The organism is Vibrio navarrensis (genome assembly GCF_015767675.1).
GTDB lineage: Bacteria > Pseudomonadota > Gammaproteobacteria > Enterobacterales > Vibrionaceae > Vibrio.
This window is the reverse complement of the sequence record NZ_CP065217.1, coordinates 718243-738754: the sequence shown is the minus strand read 5'-3', so window position 1 is coordinate 738754 and position 20512 is coordinate 718243. Positions and strand designations below refer to the sequence as shown.

At 47.2% G+C, this 20512-nt stretch carries 20 protein-coding genes; 6 read left to right on the top strand and 14 right to left on the bottom strand.

From position 1 onward, the window contains the following. Positions 1 to 46: 46 nt before the first annotated feature. On the top strand, positions 47 to 895 hold the full coding sequence (fghA, locus tag I3X05_RS03280) for an S-formylglutathione hydrolase (RefSeq protein ID WP_193167476.1): 849 nt from the start codon (positions 47 to 49) through the stop codon (positions 893 to 895). Between the two features lie 45 nt (positions 896 to 940). Here the strand turns inward: fghA and I3X05_RS03275 are convergent, their stop codons facing one another. From I3X05_RS03275 to I3X05_RS03255, 5 genes are all read right to left on the bottom strand, one after another. After that, complete coding sequence (locus tag I3X05_RS03275; protein ID WP_045570691.1) at positions 941 to 2500, bottom strand: AbgT family transporter; 1560 nt, start codon at positions 2498 to 2500, stop codon at positions 941 to 943. A gap of 274 nt (positions 2501 to 2774) precedes the next feature. Beyond that, the gene (locus tag I3X05_RS03270) at positions 2775 to 3191 is read right to left on the bottom strand and encodes a type IV pilus modification PilV family protein (protein WP_045570692.1); all 417 of its coding nucleotides are present in this window, start codon (positions 3189 to 3191) and stop codon (positions 2775 to 2777) included. Beyond that, positions 3181 to 4491, bottom strand: a complete 1311-nt coding sequence (locus I3X05_RS03265; RefSeq protein WP_337970959.1) for a hypothetical protein — start codon at positions 4489 to 4491, stop codon at positions 3181 to 3183. The genes I3X05_RS03270 and I3X05_RS03265 overlap by 11 nt, the downstream gene beginning before the upstream one ends. Next, entirely contained in the window at positions 4488 to 5078 is a 591-nt protein-coding gene (locus tag I3X05_RS03260; RefSeq protein WP_045570694.1) for a PilW family protein, read from the bottom strand. Before I3X05_RS03260 ends, I3X05_RS03265 begins: the two co-directional genes overlap by 4 nt. After that, positions 5059 to 5571 (bottom strand): GspH/FimT family pseudopilin, encoded by a 513-nt coding sequence (locus tag I3X05_RS03255; RefSeq protein WP_045570695.1) that lies wholly within the window; start codon positions 5569 to 5571, stop codon positions 5059 to 5061. Before I3X05_RS03255 ends, I3X05_RS03260 begins: the two co-directional genes overlap by 20 nt. Before the next feature lie 101 nt (positions 5572 to 5672). Between I3X05_RS03255 and I3X05_RS03250 the strand changes: the two genes are divergently transcribed. Continuing rightward, on the top strand, positions 5673 to 6107 hold the full coding sequence (locus I3X05_RS03250; protein WP_139046344.1) for a type IV pilin protein: 435 nt from the start codon (positions 5673 to 5675) through the stop codon (positions 6105 to 6107). A 64-nt stretch (positions 6108 to 6171) separates the two neighbouring features. On the opposite strand, the gene dnaJ is transcribed toward I3X05_RS03250, so the two are convergent. The 5 genes from dnaJ to I3X05_RS03225 form a co-directional block, all read right to left on the bottom strand. Beyond that, positions 6172 to 7317 (bottom strand): molecular chaperone DnaJ, encoded by a 1146-nt coding sequence (dnaJ, locus tag I3X05_RS03245; protein WP_039424351.1) that lies wholly within the window; start codon positions 7315 to 7317, stop codon positions 6172 to 6174. 199 nt (positions 7318 to 7516) lie between these two features. Further along, on the bottom strand, positions 7517 to 9427 hold the full coding sequence (gene dnaK / locus I3X05_RS03240) for a molecular chaperone DnaK (protein ID WP_045570698.1): 1911 nt from the start codon (positions 9425 to 9427) through the stop codon (positions 7517 to 7519). A 242-nt stretch (positions 9428 to 9669) separates the two neighbouring features. Continuing rightward, complete coding sequence (locus I3X05_RS03235) at positions 9670 to 10452, bottom strand: metal ABC transporter permease (protein WP_337970958.1); 783 nt, start codon at positions 10450 to 10452, stop codon at positions 9670 to 9672. Then, positions 10449 to 11351, bottom strand: a complete 903-nt coding sequence (locus tag I3X05_RS03230; protein WP_337970957.1) for a metal ABC transporter solute-binding protein, Zn/Mn family — start codon at positions 11349 to 11351, stop codon at positions 10449 to 10451. Before I3X05_RS03230 ends, I3X05_RS03235 begins: the two co-directional genes overlap by 4 nt. Beyond that, positions 11335 to 12456: a TonB-dependent receptor gene (locus I3X05_RS03225; protein ID WP_045570701.1), complete on the bottom strand. Its 1122-nt coding sequence runs from the start codon at positions 12454 to 12456 to the stop codon at positions 11335 to 11337. The genes I3X05_RS03230 and I3X05_RS03225 overlap by 17 nt, the downstream gene beginning before the upstream one ends. A gap of 194 nt (positions 12457 to 12650) precedes the next feature. On the opposite strand from I3X05_RS03225, the gene I3X05_RS03220 reads away from it, so the two are divergent. Further along, the gene (locus I3X05_RS03220; RefSeq protein ID WP_045570702.1) at positions 12651 to 13943 is read left to right on the top strand and encodes a hypothetical protein; all 1293 of its coding nucleotides are present in this window, start codon (positions 12651 to 12653) and stop codon (positions 13941 to 13943) included. A 97-nt stretch (positions 13944 to 14040) separates the two neighbouring features. Here I3X05_RS03220 and I3X05_RS03215 read toward each other — a convergent pair whose 3' ends face one another. Both I3X05_RS03215 and grpE read right to left on the bottom strand, forming a co-directional pair. After that, a complete protein-coding gene (locus I3X05_RS03215; RefSeq protein WP_337970956.1) occupies positions 14041 to 15312 on the bottom strand; it encodes a dicarboxylate/amino acid:cation symporter in 1272 nt (423 codons plus the stop codon). Positions 15313 to 15635: 323 nt separating this feature from the next. Further along, positions 15636 to 16238 carry a nucleotide exchange factor GrpE gene (grpE, locus tag I3X05_RS03210; protein ID WP_039428747.1) on the bottom strand — a complete coding sequence of 201 codons (603 nt, stop codon included), beginning with the start codon at positions 16236 to 16238 and terminating at the stop codon, positions 15636 to 15638. A 146-nt stretch (positions 16239 to 16384) separates the two neighbouring features. Between grpE and nadK the strand changes: the two genes are divergently transcribed. The 3 genes from nadK to bamE all read left to right on the top strand — a co-directional run bounded on the left by nadK (position 16385) and on the right by bamE (position 19666). Further along, a complete protein-coding gene (gene nadK, locus I3X05_RS03205) occupies positions 16385 to 17269 on the top strand; it encodes an NAD(+) kinase (RefSeq protein WP_337970955.1) in 885 nt (294 codons plus the stop codon). 202 nt (positions 17270 to 17471) lie between these two features. Then, entirely contained in the window at positions 17472 to 19136 is a 1665-nt protein-coding gene (gene recN, locus I3X05_RS03200) for a DNA repair protein RecN (protein ID WP_045570705.1), read from the top strand. A 170-nt stretch (positions 19137 to 19306) separates the two neighbouring features. Beyond that, entirely contained in the window at positions 19307 to 19666 is a 360-nt protein-coding gene (bamE, locus tag I3X05_RS03195; protein ID WP_045570706.1) for an outer membrane protein assembly factor BamE, read from the top strand. A 117-nt stretch (positions 19667 to 19783) separates the two neighbouring features. Here bamE and I3X05_RS03190 read toward each other — a convergent pair whose 3' ends face one another. Further along, a complete protein-coding gene (locus I3X05_RS03190; RefSeq protein WP_045570707.1) occupies positions 19784 to 20080 on the bottom strand; it encodes an RnfH family protein in 297 nt (98 codons plus the stop codon). Next, positions 20077 to 20508 (bottom strand): SRPBCC family protein, encoded by a 432-nt coding sequence (locus tag I3X05_RS03185; RefSeq protein WP_039424339.1) that lies wholly within the window; start codon positions 20506 to 20508, stop codon positions 20077 to 20079. The genes I3X05_RS03190 and I3X05_RS03185 overlap by 4 nt, the downstream gene beginning before the upstream one ends. Between the last annotated feature and the right edge of the window lie 4 nt (positions 20509 to 20512).

Sequence of the window (20512 nt, the reverse complement as noted above, 5' to 3'; positions counted from 1 at the left end):
GCGGCAACATTGTTTGGGCAGGCAATACCTCGTCAAAGGAGTTACCATGAGTTTAACCAATCTTACTCAGGCCAAAGTGTTTGATGGCTGGCACAAGCAGTATCAGCATCATTCGGACGTGTTGAGCTGCGACATGCGCTTTGCGATTTATCTGCCGCCTCAAGCCACCGCAGGCACGCCAGTCCCTGTATTGTACTGGTTGTCTGGGCTGACCTGCACCGATGAAAACTTTATGCAAAAAGCCGCCGCGTTTCAAAAAGCGGCCGAACTGGGTATTGCGATTGTCGCGCCGGACACCAGCCCCCGTGGCGAGCACGTACCGGATGATCCCGACGGTGCGTACGATTTCGGCTTGGGTGCAGGCTTCTACCTCAATGCGACACAGGAGCCATGGAAAGCCAACTATCAGATGTACAGCTACATCGTTGATGAATTACCGAAACTTATCGAAACACATTTTCCAGTCAGCACACGTAAGGCGATTTCTGGCCACAGTATGGGCGGCCACGGCGCATTGACCATTGGTGCGAAAAACCAGAACCACTACACCTCAATTTCTGCTTTCAGCCCAATCTGCCATCCGATGGCGGTGCCATGGGGTCAGAAAGCGTTTCGCCATTATCTGGGCGACGACAAATCGGCCTGGGAACACTACGACGCGGTCGAACTGTTTAAATCGTACTTGGTGCGCACCCCCATTCTGATTGATCAGGGCGAAGCGGATAGCTTCCTGCAAGAGCAGCTCCAGCCGGAAACACTGATGAGCGTCGCTAAAGAGAGGGATATTGACATCACGCTGAGAATGCATCCTGGCTATGACCACAGCTACTTCTTTATCCAAAGCTTTATTGCCGATCATTTGGCGTTTCACGCGAAATACCTCAAAACCAAGTAACGGCACCGATATGAAAAAGCCCGCTGTCGCGGGCTTTTCTTTTATCTACATGCTGTAGGTGTACGGCGCCTGAATACCAAGTGGAATGCCTAGCGCCCAGTAAGCGAGCAAGAACAACGTCCAGCCAATCAGCATCGCAATCGAGAATGGCATCATCAGTGACGCCAGCGTGCCGATCCCCGTCGCTTTCACGTAACGCTGGCAGTACACCACCACCAGCGGGAAGAACACCATCAACGGTGAAATGATGTTCGATACAGAGTCGCCCACGCGGTAAGCCGCCTGAGACAACTCGGGAGAAATCCCTACCGCCATCAGCATCGGCACCAGAATCGGGCCGATCAACGCCCATTTGGCAGACGCTGAACCGATCAGCAAGTTAACCGCAGCCGTTAACAAGATCATGCCAACGATGGTCGCTTCACCGGGCAAGTTCATCGCTTTAAGCCCTTCGGCGCCGTAAAGCGCCAGCATGGTACCCAAATTGGATTGTGCAAACGCAGCAAGAAACTGAGCGCAGAAGAATGACATGACGATATAAGCGCCCATAGTCGACATGGTATCCGCCATCGCTTTGATGATGTCATTGCTGGTTTTAAATGTGCCCGACACTTTGCCGTATACATAGCCTGGAATGATAAACAGGATAAAGATCAGTGGCACAATCGATTTCATGATCGGCGCAGAAAACGCGGTGATTTCCCCTTCAGGAGAACGCAGTGCCGAGTTTTCTGGCAGCAACGCCACTACTAAAAGTGCAATGCCAGCCAACATCGCCCAGCCCGCGTAACGGAAAGCTTTCGACTCGATGTCAGTGAAGGAACCAAGATCAGGCGCTTCTTCGGCATCCACGTCTACAGGCATTTTCTGCAAACGTGGTTCAATGATTTTCTCGGTCACATACCAGCCAATCGCGACGATAAGGACTGAGGAGAGGCCGGTGAAGAAAATATTGGCCAGAGGATTAACCACGTATTGAGGATCAAGCACTTGTGCAGCGGTCTGAGTAAAGCCAGCCAACAGAGGATCGATACCAGAAGGAATAAAGTTGGCAGAGAAACCGCCGGATACGCCAGCAAACGCCGCGGCAATACCCGCCAGAGGGTGGCGGCCCGCTGCGTGGAAAATGATCCCGCCCAGTGGAATCACCAACACATAACCCGCATCGGCCGCAGTGTGCGATACAATCGCCACCAGAATCAGCATCGGCGTGAGCAGTTTCGCTGGGGTGAAGTTGAGCATTTTCTTCAGGCCCGTGGTGATAAAGCCCGAAGAGTCGGCAACGCCGACACCCAGCATCGCCACCAATACAATGCCAAGTGGCGCAAAGCCTGTGAAAGTTTTCACCATGTTTGCGAGAAAGCTTGCTAAAGATTCGCCAGTCAAAAGGTTGTTGATCGCAAGTGCTTCACCGGTGCGTGGGTTGGGAATGTCAAACGTCACATTCGACAGCAGAGCAGATGCGGCCCACGTGATGATCAATGCCCAGAAGAACAAGATAGCGGGATCTGGAATTTTGTTCCCTGCCCGCTCGATAAAGTTCAGAAAACGATCCATTCCGCTCGGCTTCGGAGATGGTGCTTGATTTACTGCTTGGTTACTCATGGTAACTCCATAATCAATGATGTTGCTGTGTCAGACGAATATAACTTATCGTTTTCGCCTTTTTTCAACGTCATATTCTATTAAAAGCGCAAATCAAAAGCACAAGATTCCGTCAATTTTTCCATATTCGGAGACATATTTTGCAAAAAATGCGATCAGCAAAAACAATTCACTAACATCCCCAACCGCGAAAATGCAACAAAGTAAGCACCAATTTTTAATACATTGTGGTTATTTTTTTCTGCAACCAAGACAGAAAGCAGCGAAAAGCAATTTAGTGCGTATCAAACTCGCTGTATTTGGAAATCATGGTTTTGAGCTCAACAGACTGGGGATAACCAAGGCGATCGGTCCAAGTGGTTTGAATATGAATAGTTTTCAATGCCCCAGAGAGAGCGGTGGCGGGGACGCTCCAAGTCACTGTATAAGGAGGATGAGACGCATCCGAGCCTGCCACGATATCATCGGCAAAGTTGGCCACTGTAATTGCCGAAGATGCAGTTGCACCACGAGTGCGGAACCATTCTAACTTTTGCTCGGCTAAGTTAAGAGCCTCAATACTCTGAATGGCGTAGTCGGCTTTTTGTTCGATGTAAACCTGAAGTTTGACTAAACCCAGAGCACCAATACCAATCAGCACAAAAGAAATCATCACTTCCAATAAACTAAAGCCACGTTGTTTATTGTGCATTCCAGCTTCCTTCTTGCCATTGAATATTATTAGAAATAGAGGTCGGTCTTTTTCTTGAGTCAAATGTCAAATTCATTGAACCTGCGATAGAAACACCTAAGCCATCACTATCAAATCCATATCCACCAACTGCGTAAAAAGAGCCAGCATCAACATAGACTGTTTGGTTTAAATCTGTATATTGTTTACCAATTGTAAAATCAGTTGGGGCTCCGTCGGATGTAGCAAACAGACTATCCCAATAATTTTTCAAATTTTCTGGGATAAATTGTGGTTTTGTTTTATCGACTAAATGAAATAGTGTTCCTCCAAATTTCGTTGCGCCTGTGTTAATAAAAATCCCATCTTGAATGACTAAGGTATATTTCTCATGGCTACCTTGAATGACTAAATTTCCGTTAATTGCACAATTACCTGTTATCCAAACTTGGTCGACATTCTTAAACGCATCTTCAATAACTTTTTTGCAATTCTTTGCATCGGTAATATTTATTCTGCCCGCTTCAGGAAAGGATGATTTTACTTTAGCAATATTTTCTGGTGTTTTTTTGTAGCCAAAGAATGAATTAAAAGGATCCGCATCCGAATTGTAGACAAAATCATCTTTTAAGCTTGAATTAGAGGTTTCTGGTTTGTCCGTTTTTGTAATTGATGTTCCCTTTTCCACAGTAACATTCGTTGTCGTGTTTGAAGTACAATCTCCAGCCGGAGAGCCTGCATACAAAGCATTTTCGTCTATTCCTTGAGTTATATATTTGCTCTCCGATGACGGAGCTTTGATGGTATAGCTGTATTTGTACGTAATTGACACGCATTCATATTTACCATCTGCATTGGGAGCTCCATTGGCATCTGGCTTTACGTTCAATTGCCCAAAAGTAGTGAGCCTTGAGGTGGTTTGTATCGCCCCTTTTCCTGTGCTTGTAGACCTAGAGAAGATTTTCTCTAAATTTGACCAATCATTTTGCGTTTTAGCGTGAATTCTATAGGCTGAGCCACCTAAATCTGATACATATAATTTTTTGAGTTTTAATGAATTTTTACAAATAGCATCTAGTTCAGTGTGATCGTCAGGAATTACAGATGCAATTCTCGATACGTCTTCTTTCACATAGGTAAACAAACACTCCAATCCCCCCTCTGCAAGCCAGTGCTCTTGCCTTGACTTGACTTCATTTTGTGCTCGCTTAATTTGGTAAAACAGCGTTTTATAGGAGCCCAAAGTGATCACTAAAGCGACCGAAAGCAATATCGATGTGATTAATAATGTTGCTACCCCTTGTTGATATTGACGCATCATTGCCAATTCCTTTGTTGAACTTGTAATGACATCGCATGAGAAACCGATGAGTCTTTTTTTAATTGAGCCTTCATAGAAATAGTAACAAATGCACTTTCTGCTGAATCACCCAACAATACTTTTTTATTAATATCAAACTGAGTCACTTTAATCTGTTTAGGATCAAATAGATCGAAACAACCTTTAGCAGCGGATACAACTTTTATAGGTAACGAAGAGTCATTTTGACAATATTCCAACATGCCACTATTTAGTCTATAGATAGTATTACTTGTTTGACTCGATGTTTTCCGATAAACATAACCAATCGCATTTGATTGCTGGTAAAGTACGGTGGTTGAACCAGAAAGCATCATTGAGTTTGTTGCTATACCATCGAACCCCGCTCGCTGAATATCCTCTTTAATTTGCTGCATCACGCTGTTCATTTGCTGAAGAAGCATGATTTCTTTGCTGCGTTGAGCAGCAGATTTTTGATTGGAGAGAAAAACAGAGCCAACAATAGTCAGGGCCATTCCTCCTAGTAATGCCGCGATCATAAACTCAACTAGCGAGCTTCCAAGTTGCTTAACACTTTTCAAAGCCATACATTGCCTCGCTTACAGTGCAGAGCTTGATACGACCAGCTCGGTTATGGACCACGACTTTAATCGGTTTCTGATCCGTTTCTGATAGTTTAATCGTGATATTGCCCGCTTCTAGGGGATTACCCATCACATGATCAAACTCAAGAGTATTGAGTGTACCTGTATTGGAAACCCATACATTGCGATATCGGCGACCATCAAAGACAGCCAAGGTATTGGCACTGCTTACAGCTGAAGAGGAAGAAGCCGTAGAGAGAGATAAGGTCCATTTTCCATCCGATGCAGGAAGTCCATCGATATGCACCCACAAATCTTGGTTACGAAGCACTGCCTCTGATTTCGCTTGAATAAGAAAACCATGTATTTCATTGGCTAAGTTAACTGCTTTTGTTTGCTGACTCACTTTTGAAAAATTAGGTGATGCAAAAAGTAACAATACAGTTAAAACCACAACCGTAATTAAGAGCTCCAAGAGTGTAAAGCCGCGATGCATTTCCCAAAATCCTTTGCAAACAGCGAGATAATAATGAATCAACTTGCATAGATGCTAACAGCTATCAAAAATAGTGCAGAGCTTAGAAGAGAAGTATGGAAATGATTCGAAGAAATTTTTGTAACCCAATCACTGTTCAACACAAAGGCATGACATTGATCGAAATAATGATTGTGGTTGTGGTCGTCGGCATCTTAGCCGCCATTAGCTATCCAAGTTATAGCAAGTACGTTATTGAGTCGCATCGAACGGTGGCAAAAGCGGATATGGCTAAAATACAGTTAGAATTGGAACGAAGTTATAACGGTGGTTACCAATGGTCGCAGATTATTTCCGGCGGCAATTGCATAATTTGTGACTCTATCGCGGAGCGATATGAGTTTTCTGTTGCCAGTTCCGCAACCATGTCGTACACCATTACCGCGACAGCAAAAACCACTAAAGGTCAAAACAACGACCCATGCCTAGCCAATGAAACGGTGAAGAAAATGACGCTCGATTCCACCAACACCGCGAAACCAGCGGCGTGTTGGTAGCAAGAAAGTAAAAAGCCCGTTTGGCAACACCAAACGGGCTTTTTAGCTTAGAAAGCGCTATGAACTAGCTAGTGAGATCGTCAAAGAACTTCTTCACGCCGTTAAAGAAACCTTCCGATTTTGGCTTATGCTTAGTCGCCGCTTCGCCGCCGCAAGATTCCTCAAACTCTTTCAAAAGTTCTTTTTGACGAGCACTGAGGTTGACTGGCGTTTCAACCACAAGCTTAACGATCAGATCGCCGATGGCACCGCCGCGAACACCTTTGACGCCTTTGCCGCGCATGCGGAACATACGCCCTGTTTGCGTTTCGCTTGGCACTTTTAAGCTCACGCGACCGTCGAGTGTTGGCACTTCGACTTCGCCACCCAATGCCGCCATCGCAAAGCTCACTGGCACTTCACAGTAAAGGTTGTTGCCATCACGTTCAAAGATATGGTGTTCTTTGACATGAACTTGTACGTACAAATCACCTGCTGGAGCGCCCATTTCTCCCGCTTCGCCTTCGCCGGAGAGACGAATACGATCGCCTGTGTCGACCCCGGCAGGAATTTTCACATTGAGCGTTTTCTTCTTATGCTTACGACCTTGGCCGTGGCAAACATTACATGGGTCTTTGATGATCTTGCCTTTACCATGGCAGGTAGGACAGGTTTGCTGCACGGCAAAGAAGCCTTGACGCATTTGCACTTGGCCGTGGCCATGACAAGTCCCACAGGTTTCTGCCGAGGTGCCTTTCTTCGCACCGCTACCGTCACACGAGTCACAGTGTACCAAGGTGGGCACTTCGATCTCTTTTGAAACGCCACGCACCGCTTCCTCTAGGGACAACTCCATATTATAACGCAGGTCGGCACCACGTTGAGCACGAGGACCACCACCACGGCGACCACCACCAAAGATGTCGCCAAACACGTCGCCAAAGATGTCGCCAAAATCCGCGCCGCCCCCGCCAAAACCACCGCCGCCGAAGCCGCCGCCACCTTGCTCAAAGGCAGCATGACCATATTGGTCATAGGCCGCTTTCTTCTGCGGATCAGTCAGAATCTCGTACGCTTCTTTTACTTCTTTAAACTTATCCGACGCTGAATCGTCACCCTGGTTACGGTCTGGATGGAATTTCATCGCCAGACGCTTATACGCCTTTTTGATGTCGCGTTCAGAGGCATCACGGCCAACGCCTAATACTTCGTAAAAATCACGTTTTGACATGTTCTTCGTCACCAATTATTTACTGCAAACGGCACTAAGCCTGGTGTTTGTATCGATATAGATAAAGGTTCGAAACGATGACTACCCTTTATCTATAAGCACACAATTTTGTACAAACTTGCGGGCGTAAGAGTTACCCCAAACGCCCGCAAACAGGAAGTTAAGTACCAGATGGCCTTAGCCATCTGGTTAAACAAGATTATTTCTTGTCGTCTTTGACTTCTTCAAACTCAGCATCAACAACGTCGTCGTCTTGAGACTTAGCACCAGCATCCGCTGAGCCTTGTTGTGCTTGAGCCTGCTGCTGAGCAATTTCCATCAGCTTTTGAGCCGCCGCCATCAGTGCTTGGATTTTCGCTTCGATCGCTTCTTTATCTTCGCCTTTGCGAGCTTGCTCAAGTTCTTCGATTGCCGTTTCGATCTTCGCTTTCTCGTCTGCTGGAAGGGCTTCACCCGCTTCTTCCACTTGTTTACGAGTACCGTGAATGATCTGGTCAGCTTGGTTACGTGCAGTAGCTAGCTCTTCGAACTTCTTGTCCGCTTCTTTGTTTGCTTCTGCTTCTTGAACCATTTTCTCAATTTCAGCATCGCTCAGACCGCCAGAAGCTTGGATGGTGATCTTCTGCTCTTTGCCCGTTTGCTTATCTTTCGCTGATACGTGCAGGATGCCGTCTGCATCGAGGTCAAAAGTAACTTCGATTTGTGGCATACCGCGTGGCGCAGCGTTGATACCCTCAAGGTTAAACTGACCAAGCGATTTGTTGTACATCGCTTGCTTACGCTCACCTTGTAGCACGTGAATCGTTACCGCACTTTGGTTATCTTCTGCTGTCGAGAACACTTGGTTCGCTTTGGTTGGGATAGTGGTGTTCTTCTCAACCAGCTTGGTCATAACGCCGCCCATGGTTTCGATACCGAGAGACAGTGGCGTTACGTCCAGTAGCAGTACGTCTTTAACTTCGCCAGCCAGTACGCCGCCTTGAACAGCTGCACCCACCGCAACCGCTTCATCTGGGTTTACATCGCGACGAGGTTCTTTACCAAAGAACTCTGTTACTTTCGCTTGAACCATTGGCATACGTGTTTGACCACCAACAAGGATCACGTCTGTAATGTCACCTACCGATAGATCTGCGTCTGCTAGTGCAACTTTTAGTGGCTCAAGTGAACGTTGTACAAGATCTTCAACCAGCGATTCTAGTTTCGCACGTGTCACCTTGATGTTCATGTGCTTAGGTCCCGTCGCATCCGCCGTTACGTACGGTAGGTTTACGTCGGTTTGAGTGGTTGAGGAAAGCTCAATTTTCGCTTTTTCAGCCGCTTCTTTTACACGTTGCATCGCGAGAGGATCTTTCTTCAGATCGATGCCTTGCTCTTTCTTGAATTCAGCCACTAGGTAGTTGATCAGACGGTTATCAAAGTCTTCACCGCCAAGGTGAGTGTCACCGTTGGTTGCTAGAACTTCGAAGGTTTTCTCGCCTTCCACTTCATCGATTTCGATGATTGAGATATCAAACGTACCGCCACCTAGGTCGTAAACCGCGATAGTACGGTCGCCGCCTTGCTTGTCTAGACCGTAGGCTAGTGCTGCTGCCGTTGGTTCGTTGATGATACGTTTCACTTCCAGACCCGCGATACGGCCTGCATCTTTAGTTGCTTGGCGCTGCGCATCGTTGAAGTAAGCAGGAACTGTGATAACCGCACCTGTTACTGGTTCACCCAGGAAGTCTTCTGCAGTTTTCTTCATTTTCTTCAGAACTTCTGCAGAAATTTGCGGCGCAGCCATTTTTTGGCCTTTTGCTTCAACCCAAGCATCACCGTTGTCAGCCTTAACGATTTTGTAAGGCATGATTTCGATGTCGCGCTGAACTTCTTCGTCTTCAAAACGACGACCAATCAGACGCTTGATTGCAAATAGCGTGTTTTCTGGGTTTGTAACTGCTTGACGTTTCGCAGGTTGACCAACCAGAGTCTCGCCATCGGTGTATGCAATAACGGAAGGGGTTGTACGCTCACCTTCTGCGTTTTCAATTACGCGTGGCTTGTCGCCGTCTAATACAGCAACACAAGAGTTAGTAGTACCTAAGTCAATACCAATGATTTTACCCATCTGGCTATCTCCAAATAAATTCGATGTTCGTTTTGCTATACCCATAATGTGGGGATGGAGAATCGGGTTTCAACCCCCGCTCACAAACAAAAACTGGTATGTTTGTTTCTCGTATGCCCCTTAAATAAGGGCACCAAAGTCCTTTTCAAGGGGAAATACGAAAAATGTGCGTTTTTTTTTAAGTCTCCTACGAAAAGAGCACATAAAAGCACGGTTTGGCGTCGCCCAAGAGGCCGTACTTATCACGGGCTGGTTGATTCTGTTCGAACCGATAGACAAAGACTTATCTGGCGCAGCGCCACGCCAACCATCGCAAACACAGCCATGGTGATAACGACACTTGGCCCGACGGGGTAATCCCAATACAAAGAGAGCAAGAAACCGCCGCCTCCGCCAAGTAACCCAAGCCCCAGTGAAGCCCACCAATATCGTCGAGGTTTGAACAATAGGGCAAACAAGGCGGGCATAATTAGGGCGGCAAATTCAAGATAAACCCCTAAGTTGATCACTAAGGGCGGAACGGCCAAGGCAAACAAGATGTAAAAGGCAGGCCCTGTAAGCCAGCGGCGGCGCTGAGATTGGATCCAAAGCAAAATCAAGGTGACTAAGGCAACACATCCAATATCTCGACCATCAGCCCATAAAAGGCGTCCGTTGAGTAGCGAGTCGATCAGTTCCTTGCCATGCGCTTGAACGCTAACCACATTTACCGCTAGGCAAGCTGCAATCACATAGAGTAAGCCAATCAAGGCTTCCAAATGCGCTATCGCTCGCCGCTCGATAAAGATCAGCACTCCAGCAGCAGGTAAGGTAAGCAGATAGGAAGCCAACACTTTGCTAAGCAGATTGGACTCAAAGCCCGCGTAAAGCTCAATCGTGATCATTGCCAGTGCCGATATCTGCGCCATCGCCAGATCAATAAACACCACGCCGCGCTGTAAAACTTGTCGGCCCAAAATGATGTTGCATACCAGTGCCAATACACCGATGGTGACTGGCGCGAGTAGCCAAGCGTAATGGTTCATGGCACCGCTCTCAGGCTAATCAATTGCTCTATGCTATCGTCTATCAGCTCGGCTAACGTGTGGGTGTTTTTTCGACCACCAACACTTTGCGCCAGCTGGAGGACGGGCAAATGGCTGCGCTCGGCTAACCAGTTCGCGGCGTCGACGGGTTGATGACTTGAGTAGACGATAGCGTCGGCTTGACTTAAATCGAGCTGACTAAGCTGATGAAGATGCGACAACGTGGGTGGTAAGCCTGGTTTGGGCTCCAAATCGGCTACTTGCTCGACGCCTAACCAAGCAAACAGATAACGATGTGTCTGATGGTATCCCACTACTTTTATATCTTGCAGCCGCTTGGCTTTTTCACGCCAAACCTCAAGGCGCTTTTGCCAATCGGCGCGAAACCGTACCCCCATTCCTTTATAAAGCGCTTGATTTTTCGGATCGATGCGCACTAAACGCTCCACTAACGCACGTGACACATTCTCCATATCGGCGACGGCAAATTGCACATGAGGATTGCCGTGCGCGTGAACATCGCCCATCGAACGATCGACATGCTCATGCTCATCCAACAAGGCCACGTAATCACTCACCCAAAACAATCCAGCTTGACCGCTTTGCACCTTGGCATTTCGGCTCTGTCTCTGTAATTCGGGCAACCAGCCGATCTCCAGTTCCGCCCCAGAGCACACTACCAGATCGGCACTGCGCATTTTCGCAATCAACGACGGTCTTGCTTGAACATAATGGGGATCTTGCATTGCGGTGGTTGCGGAATAAATGTGCGCCTGCGGGGCATGTTTGAGCACCAAATCAGCCCAATCCGGCTGACAAACAAACACATTGAGGCTCGCGGCACTCGGCAGGCTTACCAAAGCGAGTAACAGACCTAGCCATTTAAAACGCATGTGCATGGTGCGCTCCAAATGACATCACATATTGCATACTAAACAACACCTCATCGCTGTGCACTTGTTTCTCATAAGTCACTTGCCCACGCACGCGGCCAAAATGGGATGCGTGCCAATCCAACGCCAGATCCCACTCTTTAACCTCTGCGCGGGAGAACTCTCCGTGGAAGTGATCACCATGAGCATGCACATCACCGTCAACCGTTCGCATCTCGCCATATCGAGTGCTTAAGGTCCAACTCGGATCAAACTGATAGGCGACTTCACTATACCAACCATAAGCATTCTGCTCGGCCCCTGCTGCTGTGGCCAGTTGCGCATCAAAGCGGTTGTCTAAATACCAATATTCGCTGGTCATTCTCAGGTTGCTTTGACGATAATTGCCCTCAGGTGCCCATTTCCAAGTGAAATCCGATCCATAGAGATTACGCCCGGTAAATGATGGCCCGTGCGAATGCCCTGCGTGATCGTGCTCCTCTCCTTCTTCGTGCGCATGATCATGTGCAGCTGAAAATTGACGACCATTCGCATTGTAAAGGGCACTTATCCCCCAGCGCCAACTGTGCTCAACGCCAATATCCCCGCCGAGTTGAAGATTGGCGGTGTACACCCCTATCGCCGCGGGTTCGTCATAACCCGCATCAATAGGTTTCCCACTGAGCAGTTCTACATTCGTTTGCACAAACAAATCTGTCGGTAGTAACCAACTCAGTTGCATACCGTCATCGAAATAGTGTCCCCCCAACAGTGCTCGATACACGGCGGGTCGCTCAACAAACGCATCTTCGTGCATGTGTTTGCTATTGAGATAACCAATATTCGAGAGCATTCGACCCGCTTTCAGTTTCAACCCTTGCGGTAAACTGAGCGTTTCGACCCATGCTTCTTCAAGCTCTAATTCCGTTTCACCGTCATGACTGGCTAACACCGTCACCAGTTGGCCTTTAAAGTGATGATCGATGTTGCTGCTTAACATGAGTTCCGAGTGGCCAAGCCCAAAGCCTCTGTCACGACTTCCCCACTTTCGAGCCTCGCTTTGATATGCCCCATCCAGCACGACACCGATGTCTAAACTACTGGCCTGAACGGCGCCACTCGTCGCCAGCATGACACCGATTAGCACCCTATTTAGCGTTATGTTTACCGCCACTCTCTCCACACTTTTCTCCATTAGGTCAATGATAATGATTTACAAAACAGTTGAAAGACGAAAATGTTATGTTATAACATAATTAAAATCAATCGTATCTGCACAGTGAATTGTGTGGGGTTATTTCATCAATCGAATCAAGGGAATATTTGATGCAGTCTCTGTTAAACATCAATGGTAAACGTACGGCAATGTCTCTCGCCTTGGCGCTCGTACTCAGCGGGTGTAGTGAAGGGGAAAACAAAACTGAGAGTGAGCAACAGCAAGACTCGGGAGAGACGCAAACGGCAATGAGCCGCTTGGTGGTCACAGAACAAAACAGCAACAGTATCTACGTTTTGGATGGCGGAAAAAATTGGGATCTTATGGCGCAGTTCAGTTTGCAAAATGCGGCCTCGGGCCTCAAAACCAGCCCAAATGGTCGCTATGCTTTAGCCATGCAGCGTAACCAAAATTTGGTTGAAATCATTGATAGCGGCCTTGAAGCTGAAGCACACGGCGACCATTTCCACTTGCACGCCGAAGCGCCTCAATTACTCAGTAATCAGTATCAAGGCATCAAACCCACGCATTACGATCTCGGCAAAAACGTCGCTGCGATCTTTTTTGACGGTAACGCAGGCAGTGGAGAAAACGCCGAGTTTCGGGTAGTCAGAGAGTCTACCATCGCCAATGCAGAGGCGTTGGCAACGTACCGCTTTAACTATGCTGTGCATGGTACAGCGCAAGTACTAGGTGAACACGTTTTCACAGGGATTGTCGAGAATGCCGCAAACCCAGCCCTGCCGAACAAAGTGCTGCAAACGCATCTACACGGCGATCATTTCCATGATGTGGCTCTCCTGCCAGAAGAGTGTGCCGCTTTACATGGCAGCGCTCAAAGCAAAACTCAAGTGGCTTTTGGTTGCAGCGATGGCGTCGTGCATATTCAAATCCAAGACGGTAATGTCACTTCCACCAAGTTAGCCAATCCGAGCGCTTTGGCCGAGGGCAGTCGCTTTGGCAGCATTCTAGGCGACTATGAAGCAGATACGTTGCTCGCTTACGCTTCGGCAAGCCAGCAACTGTTTCAAATTCAAGCTGGTCAGCTCAAAGAAGTTAAGTGGCAACAAACAGAAAATGAAAAAGCGCAGCTTATTAGCCAAAGCAGTGACTACCTCGTGATTCTCTCTACCGCCGGTACGCTGCATCTCCTGTCGGCAGAGAACAACTTTTCTCTGTATAAATCGATCTCGCTATGGAACGAACTACCTAGTTCAGCCGATAAACCCAATTTTGCTCTGGCAGAAGATAAGCGTACTGGCCATCTCATCGTGACCGACCCGATCAACAACCAGCTTCTCGAAGTAAACCCTGTTACGGCTGAAGTAACTAAACACAACTTAAGCTTTGCGCCTAACTTAATGACCTGGGTAGGCACTGTCGAGCAAGAGCATCAACACTAGCTTCACACCTCGTGCACAGCGAGCCTAGTCCAGCCAAACAAAATATCAAGCGAAGCCTACTGGCTTCGCTTGATTTATGTCACTTGATAAGGGCAGTTCAGCGTGATTCTGACGCCAGTTCGGTTTGCTCTTCATCACGAGCCAGTTCACCTTCACTTTTGGCCACAATGGTGTTCACCGCCGTGTCACCAACCACATTTGACGAGGTACAGAACATATCGTTGATACGATCAACCGCGGCGATAATCGCCAGACCTTCAGGTGGCAAACCCAGTTGATGCAGCAGAACGCCGACCATCACCACGCCACCGCCAGGTACACCACCTGCGCCGATTGAAAGCAGCAGAATCGTCAGACCAAGCGTGAAGAGATCTGCGGAGTTGATTGGCTGACCAAACGCATTGGCAACAAAAATGGTCGCGAGTGCAATATAGATAGAAACGCCAGACATGTTCATGGTCGCGCCCAGTGGAACACCAAAACCCGCCACCGACTTGGATACCTGCAGTTTTTCTGTCAACGTGCGCATGGTGACAGGAATCGTCGCATTCGAGCTCGCCGTGGAGAGAGAAAACAGCACTTGCTCACGAGTCGCGCGCAAAAATTGCTTGGGTGACACACTGGTCGTCATGCCCACGACCATTGGGTAGAAAACGAAAATCCAGAACACCAGCATAGCGACAACCAATGCCACGTAACCTGCTACCGACATCAGCGTATGCGCATCCAGCGTAGCGCCCAGTTGGGTCATCAATGCAAATACGCCGTAAGGGGCCAAGCTCATCACCAGACCAACCAGTTTCATCATGATTTCATTGGCCAGTTTAAAAGTACGAATCGCCGGACCACCGCGTGAATCTAATGCCTGAATCGCCAAGCCAGTTAAAATCGCCATAAAGATGATTTGCAACATGTCGCCATTGGCAAAGGCTTGTACCGGATTACTCGGAACAATATTGACCACCAAGGAGAAGATATCCGGGGTTTCTGTCGTCGTCAGTTTCACCGACTGCGCAACAGTACCGACTAGATTGGCATCCGCGCCGGGTTGGAAGATCATCCCGACCGTCAAGGCCGCCGCAATCGCGATAACCGTGTTGATGATGTAAAGCGCAAAAGTTTTCGTGCCTAAACGGCCAAAAGCGGAGATGTCTTTTAGATCAACAATGCCACAGACGATCGAGACATAAACCAGAGGAACAACCAGCAGTTTAATGAGCGAAACGAACATCCCGCCCGCGCCTTCTGCTGAGCCTAACAAATAGACATCAAACAGCGATATTCCTTGAAAAAGATATTGAATGGCAGAACCAAGCAGCAGGCCAGCAAACAAGCCTATAAAAATTTTTGACGAGAGCGATTTATCCATCGTTCCACTCCAGATTGTTGTGTTGGGTATTTATCATTATGAAGTCGTTTATGTCACCAAAGGCGCTAAACGTCCGCGCATAATACACACACCAATAACAATTCGAAGTGTTTATTTACAAAAGTGTTACATTGAGCAAGTTGAAATTTTCATCAGATTTAGCTCACCAAAACAGCATTAACCTCTAAACACCTGAAAGCGTAGGATTTTCCAATTCCAAACAGAGAAAATTTAGAATTCCCTTAATTAACAAGCTTTCGCTCATCGATTTCAAACAAAAAAGAGAGGACTATGCCTCTCTTTTCATAATTGATGATGGTGATTTATTTTGCAACCATGACCATCGCCGGACGAATCACACGTCCATTGAGTTCATAGCCTTTCTGCATCACAAACATCACAGTATTTGACTCATGATCTGGGCTTTCCTGAATAGACATCGCTTGATGGAATTCTGGATTGAACACTTCGCCCTCAGGGTTGATCTCTTTCAGACCAAACTTATTAACGGTATCGACAAACGTCTTGTGCGTCAGTTCAACGCCCTCAAGTAATGGCTTCACGGCTTCACTTTCCGCATCCGCCGCTTGAATCGCACGCTCTAAATTATCGATAACAGGCAATAACTCTTCAGCAAACTTGTTCAGCGCATACTTACGTGCTTTATCGATTTCCTGTTCGCTACGACGACGCATGTTCTCCACATCCGCTCTGGCACGCAGCACCGCATCTTGCTGCTCTTTTACTCGAGATTCACTTGCAAGCAGTGCCGCTTCCAGCTCAGCAATTTTCGCTGCCGCTTCGTCGCTTTCCTCTGCTTGGTTCCATTCGATATCAGCATCCGTACCAACAGCATCTACCTCGATGTCCGCAGATTCGTTCTGTTTTAGCTGTTCTTCGTTGATTTTATTTTCTTCGTTGCTCATGATATCTCCAGAATTCAACACTTTGTCCTTTAAAGCCAAGCCTATGTAACTGGCTTTAACTTCACAAAAATTCGCAATAGTGGCTAACTTGCCATTATTATGGGGATGATAACGCCCGATTCAAGCCTCTTTAACGCGGAAAAGCTATGAAAAAACCATTTAACGTGATCGCTATTATCGGAAAACCCAGAGATCAGAAAGCGATACAAACGCATCGCGATTTGTATCACTGGTTAACCTCACTCGGCTATCAAGTGTTTATTGATGACAGGCTAGCGCATATTTTGGATGACGTCCCCGCCTCACACTTTTCGGGCTTGGTTGAATTAGGCGAAAAAGCCGATCTGGCGATTGTCGTTGGCGGGGATGGCAATATGCTGGGCGCAGCAAGAATCTTGTCTCGCTTCAACATCTCAGTGATCGGCGTCAATCGAGGTAATCTCGGCTTTTTAACCGATCTCAATCCAGAGGATTTTCAAGCTGCGCTCGAAGCGGTTTTGAACGGAGCATACATCGAAGAAGAACGCTTTCTGCTGGAAGCGGAAATTCATCGTCATGGGCAGGTAAAAAGTCACAACGCAGCGTTAAATGAGGCCGTGCTTCACCCGGGGCAAATCGCGCATATGATTGAGTTTGAAGTGTATATTGACGACACTTTCGCTTTTTCTCAGCGCTCAGACGGCCTGATTATCTCAACACCAACCGGTTCCACCGCTTACTCACTCTCTGGCGGTGGCCCCATTTTGTCCCCCAGTTTGAACGCCATTTCCTTAGTCCCAATGTTTCCGCATACGTTATCGAGCCGCCCACTGGTTGTCGATGCCAATAGAAGAATCAAACTGCTGGTTTCTCCAGATAATCGGGGCACGCAAGAGGTCAGCTGTGATGGACAAGTCTCCCTGCCCGTCTCTCCGGGCGACGAGATCCACATCTATCAAAGCCCAAATCGACTACGACTTATTCACCCGCAAGATTACAGCTATTACCATGTTCTGCGTAAGAAACTTGGTTGGTCGAGCAAACTTTTTTAGCTGACTGAAACGCATAGATGGAAAGGTTGATGGTGACTCATCAACCTTTTTTTTGTGTTCGATCTTTTTGTTTCCGATAAGAGAAAGTTGGCGAGAAATAAAATCTGACTCACAAATTTTTTCTCACACAACTTTACTGTATAAAGAAACAGTATATACTGATTTTACATACAGTATTGTTCAGTTATACAGGTAAACCAAAATGCTGGCTCATCTAAGTGTTAATAATTTTGCCATTGTTAAGTCTTTACAACTCGAGCTATCTAAAGGAATGACCACCATCACCGGTGAAACCGGCGCTGGTAAATCAATCGCGATCGACGCATTGGGCTTGTGTCTCGGAGGTCGCGCCGAAGCGAGCATGGTCCGACGCGGCGAAGAAAAAACCGAGGTCAGCGCTGCATTTTTACTGGATAACAATCTTCACGCCTCACGTTGGCTTGAAGACAACGAACTACTGGATGGTAGTGAGTGCATTTTGCGCCGCATTGTGACTAAAGAAGGTCGTTCACGCTCGTTTATCAACGGCAGCCCGGTTCCACTTTCTCAATTGAAAGCTTTAGGGCAGTTATTGATCAATATCCATGGCCAGCATGCTCATCACCAGTTGATGAAAAGTGAACATCAAATGGCAATGCTCGACCAATACGCAGGTCACTTAAACCTGTTGAAAAATACTCGTGTCGCCTATCAAAGCTGGCGACAAGCGGATAATCATCTCAAACAGCTTAAAGAAAACAGCTTACAGAATCAGGCTCAAAAACAACTGCTGGAATATCAAATTAAAGAACTCAATGAACTTGCTATCGGCGAAGACGAGTTTATTGAGCTTGAACAAGAACATAAACGTCTCTCTAACAGCGGAGAGTTGGCTAGTACCTGCCAGCAGGCAATTGAACTGATATACGAAGGCGAGGAAGTGAATGCGCTTGGCATTTTACAAAGTGCCAGCAATGCACTTGTTGAATTGGCTGAATTGGATCCTAAGCTGGCAGCTCTACCGGATATGGTCGCAGAAGCCATCATTCAACTTGAAGAGGCAAATAGCGAATTACGCAGCTATCTAGACAACATAGATGTTGACCCATCGCGACTTGCCTATGTAGAAGCGCGCTTTTCTAAAGTGATGTCTATCTCTCGTAAACACCATGTTTTGCCAGAAGAGTTGTACCAACATCATCAGGAACTGCTGGCACAGATCGAAGCATTAGATTGCTCCGATGAGAAGATGGATGAACTAGCTGCCAACGTCGAGGAAAAATATCACCGTTTTCTTGAATGCGCGGAAAAACTGCATAAATCTCGCTGCCGCTACGCCAAAGAGTTAAACAAACTCATCACGCAAAGCATGCATGAACTGAGCATGGAAAAAGCCGTGTTTAGTATTGAGGTCAGCAATGAAGGAACGCATCCATCACCATTGGGGTTAGATAGCGTCTGTTTCTTGGTTTCAACCAACCCAGGCCAACCCTTGCAACCAATCGCCAAAGTGGCGTCTGGTGGGGAACTGTCGCGTATTTCTTTAGCAATTCAGGTGATAACCGCACAAAAAGTCGACACACCAAGCCTAATTTTCGACGAAGTGGATGTCGGCATCAGCGGCCCTACTGCGGCGGTCGTAGGCAAAATGCTGCGCAAGTTGGGAGAATCCACTCAAGTGTTGTGTGTCACCCATTTACCACAAGTAGCAGGATGCGGCCACCAGCAGATGTTTGTCGCCAAGCACAGCGAAAACGGCACCACAGAAACGCAGATGCGATTACTGGATCAAGAGCAGCGAGTATCCGAACTAGCGCGCTTACTTGGCGGTAGCCAAATCACAGAGTCGACGCTCGCAAACGCCAAAGAGCTCTTGATCGCTGCCTAAAATCCGCTATTGGAGCCAAGTTCCCTTAACTTGGCTTTTTGACACATAATTGCAACTGATCTCAAAATTCACTGTCAGAATGACCGATACATTACAGAGAGCTTTTTACATCTGCACTGAGCTTGTTTATTATCTGGCGCAGTATTTTTGAGGTTACTAAGAATTTAGCTATGCAATTAAAGAAGTGGTTGGTTGCCCTACCGTTGGCAATGACGATGCTGACAGGGTGTTCAGTTTTGGAAAAACTGGTTTATCGAATCGATATTAACCAAGGCAATTATGTTGAGCAACAAGCAGTAGACAAACTCAAGTTTGGTATGACCAAAACTCAAGTACGCTTTGTCATGGGTTCGCCCATGTTGGTTGAAAACGGTTACCCAAATACTTGGTACTACATCTATCACCACACCGAAGGGCACCAAGCATCAGTACAAAAGAATCTGATTGTGAACTTTAACAACGAAGGGACATTGGTCGATATCGCGGGTGATTTTCCCGCCAGTGACAGTTTTTTCGAAGAAATTCGTTAATCTCAACTCCCAAGCACCGCCTCTAATAAAAACCCGGCAGTCAGTACTTGCCGGGATTTCTTATTGCTAATTAGTCAAATTCCATAACGGAACAAGGGCAATAGCCGACTTTTCGCGCTAGCGATTCTGTTGCTCTGCACGTTTCCTGCGAATCTCTTTCGGATCTGCCAACAGCGGACGGTAGATCTCTATCCGATCTTTATCGCGCACAGTGGCATTGAGTTTCACCATTCGGCTAAATACTCCCACCTTGTTTTTGCTCAATTCGATCTCAGGATACAGTTCCAACACCCCAGACTGGCGGATGATCTCTTCCACCGTCGCCTGCTGTTTTACCACCAACTTAAGAACTCGCTGCTCTTGTGGTAACGCATAGACCACCTCAACGTGGATCATTTCATCTTCAATGCTCATAGATACACCTGCTTCGCTCGTTGCGTAAACGCATTCACCATATTGCCGGTGAGTTCATTAAAGATTTTACCAAACGCCAGTTCGATCATTTTGCTAGAAAACTCAAACTCCAGTTTGAGCTCTACCTTACAGGCTTGCTCATCAAGGGCGGTAAAAAACCAACCGCCGCGTAACGTCTTAAAAGGGCCATCGACTAAGGTCATCAGAATCGATTCCCCGGGAGTTAATGTATTAGCGGTAGTAAATGTTTTGCTGATTCCCGCCTTTGCCACATCCACGGAAGCAATCATGCTCGATTCAAGCGATTCAATCACTCGTGTACCTGAGCAACCTGGTAAGAATTCAGGGTATTTCGCCACATCATTAACCAGGGCATACATCTGTTCTGCACTAAAAGAGACCAATGCAGAACGGGTGACTTGCTTCATAGCT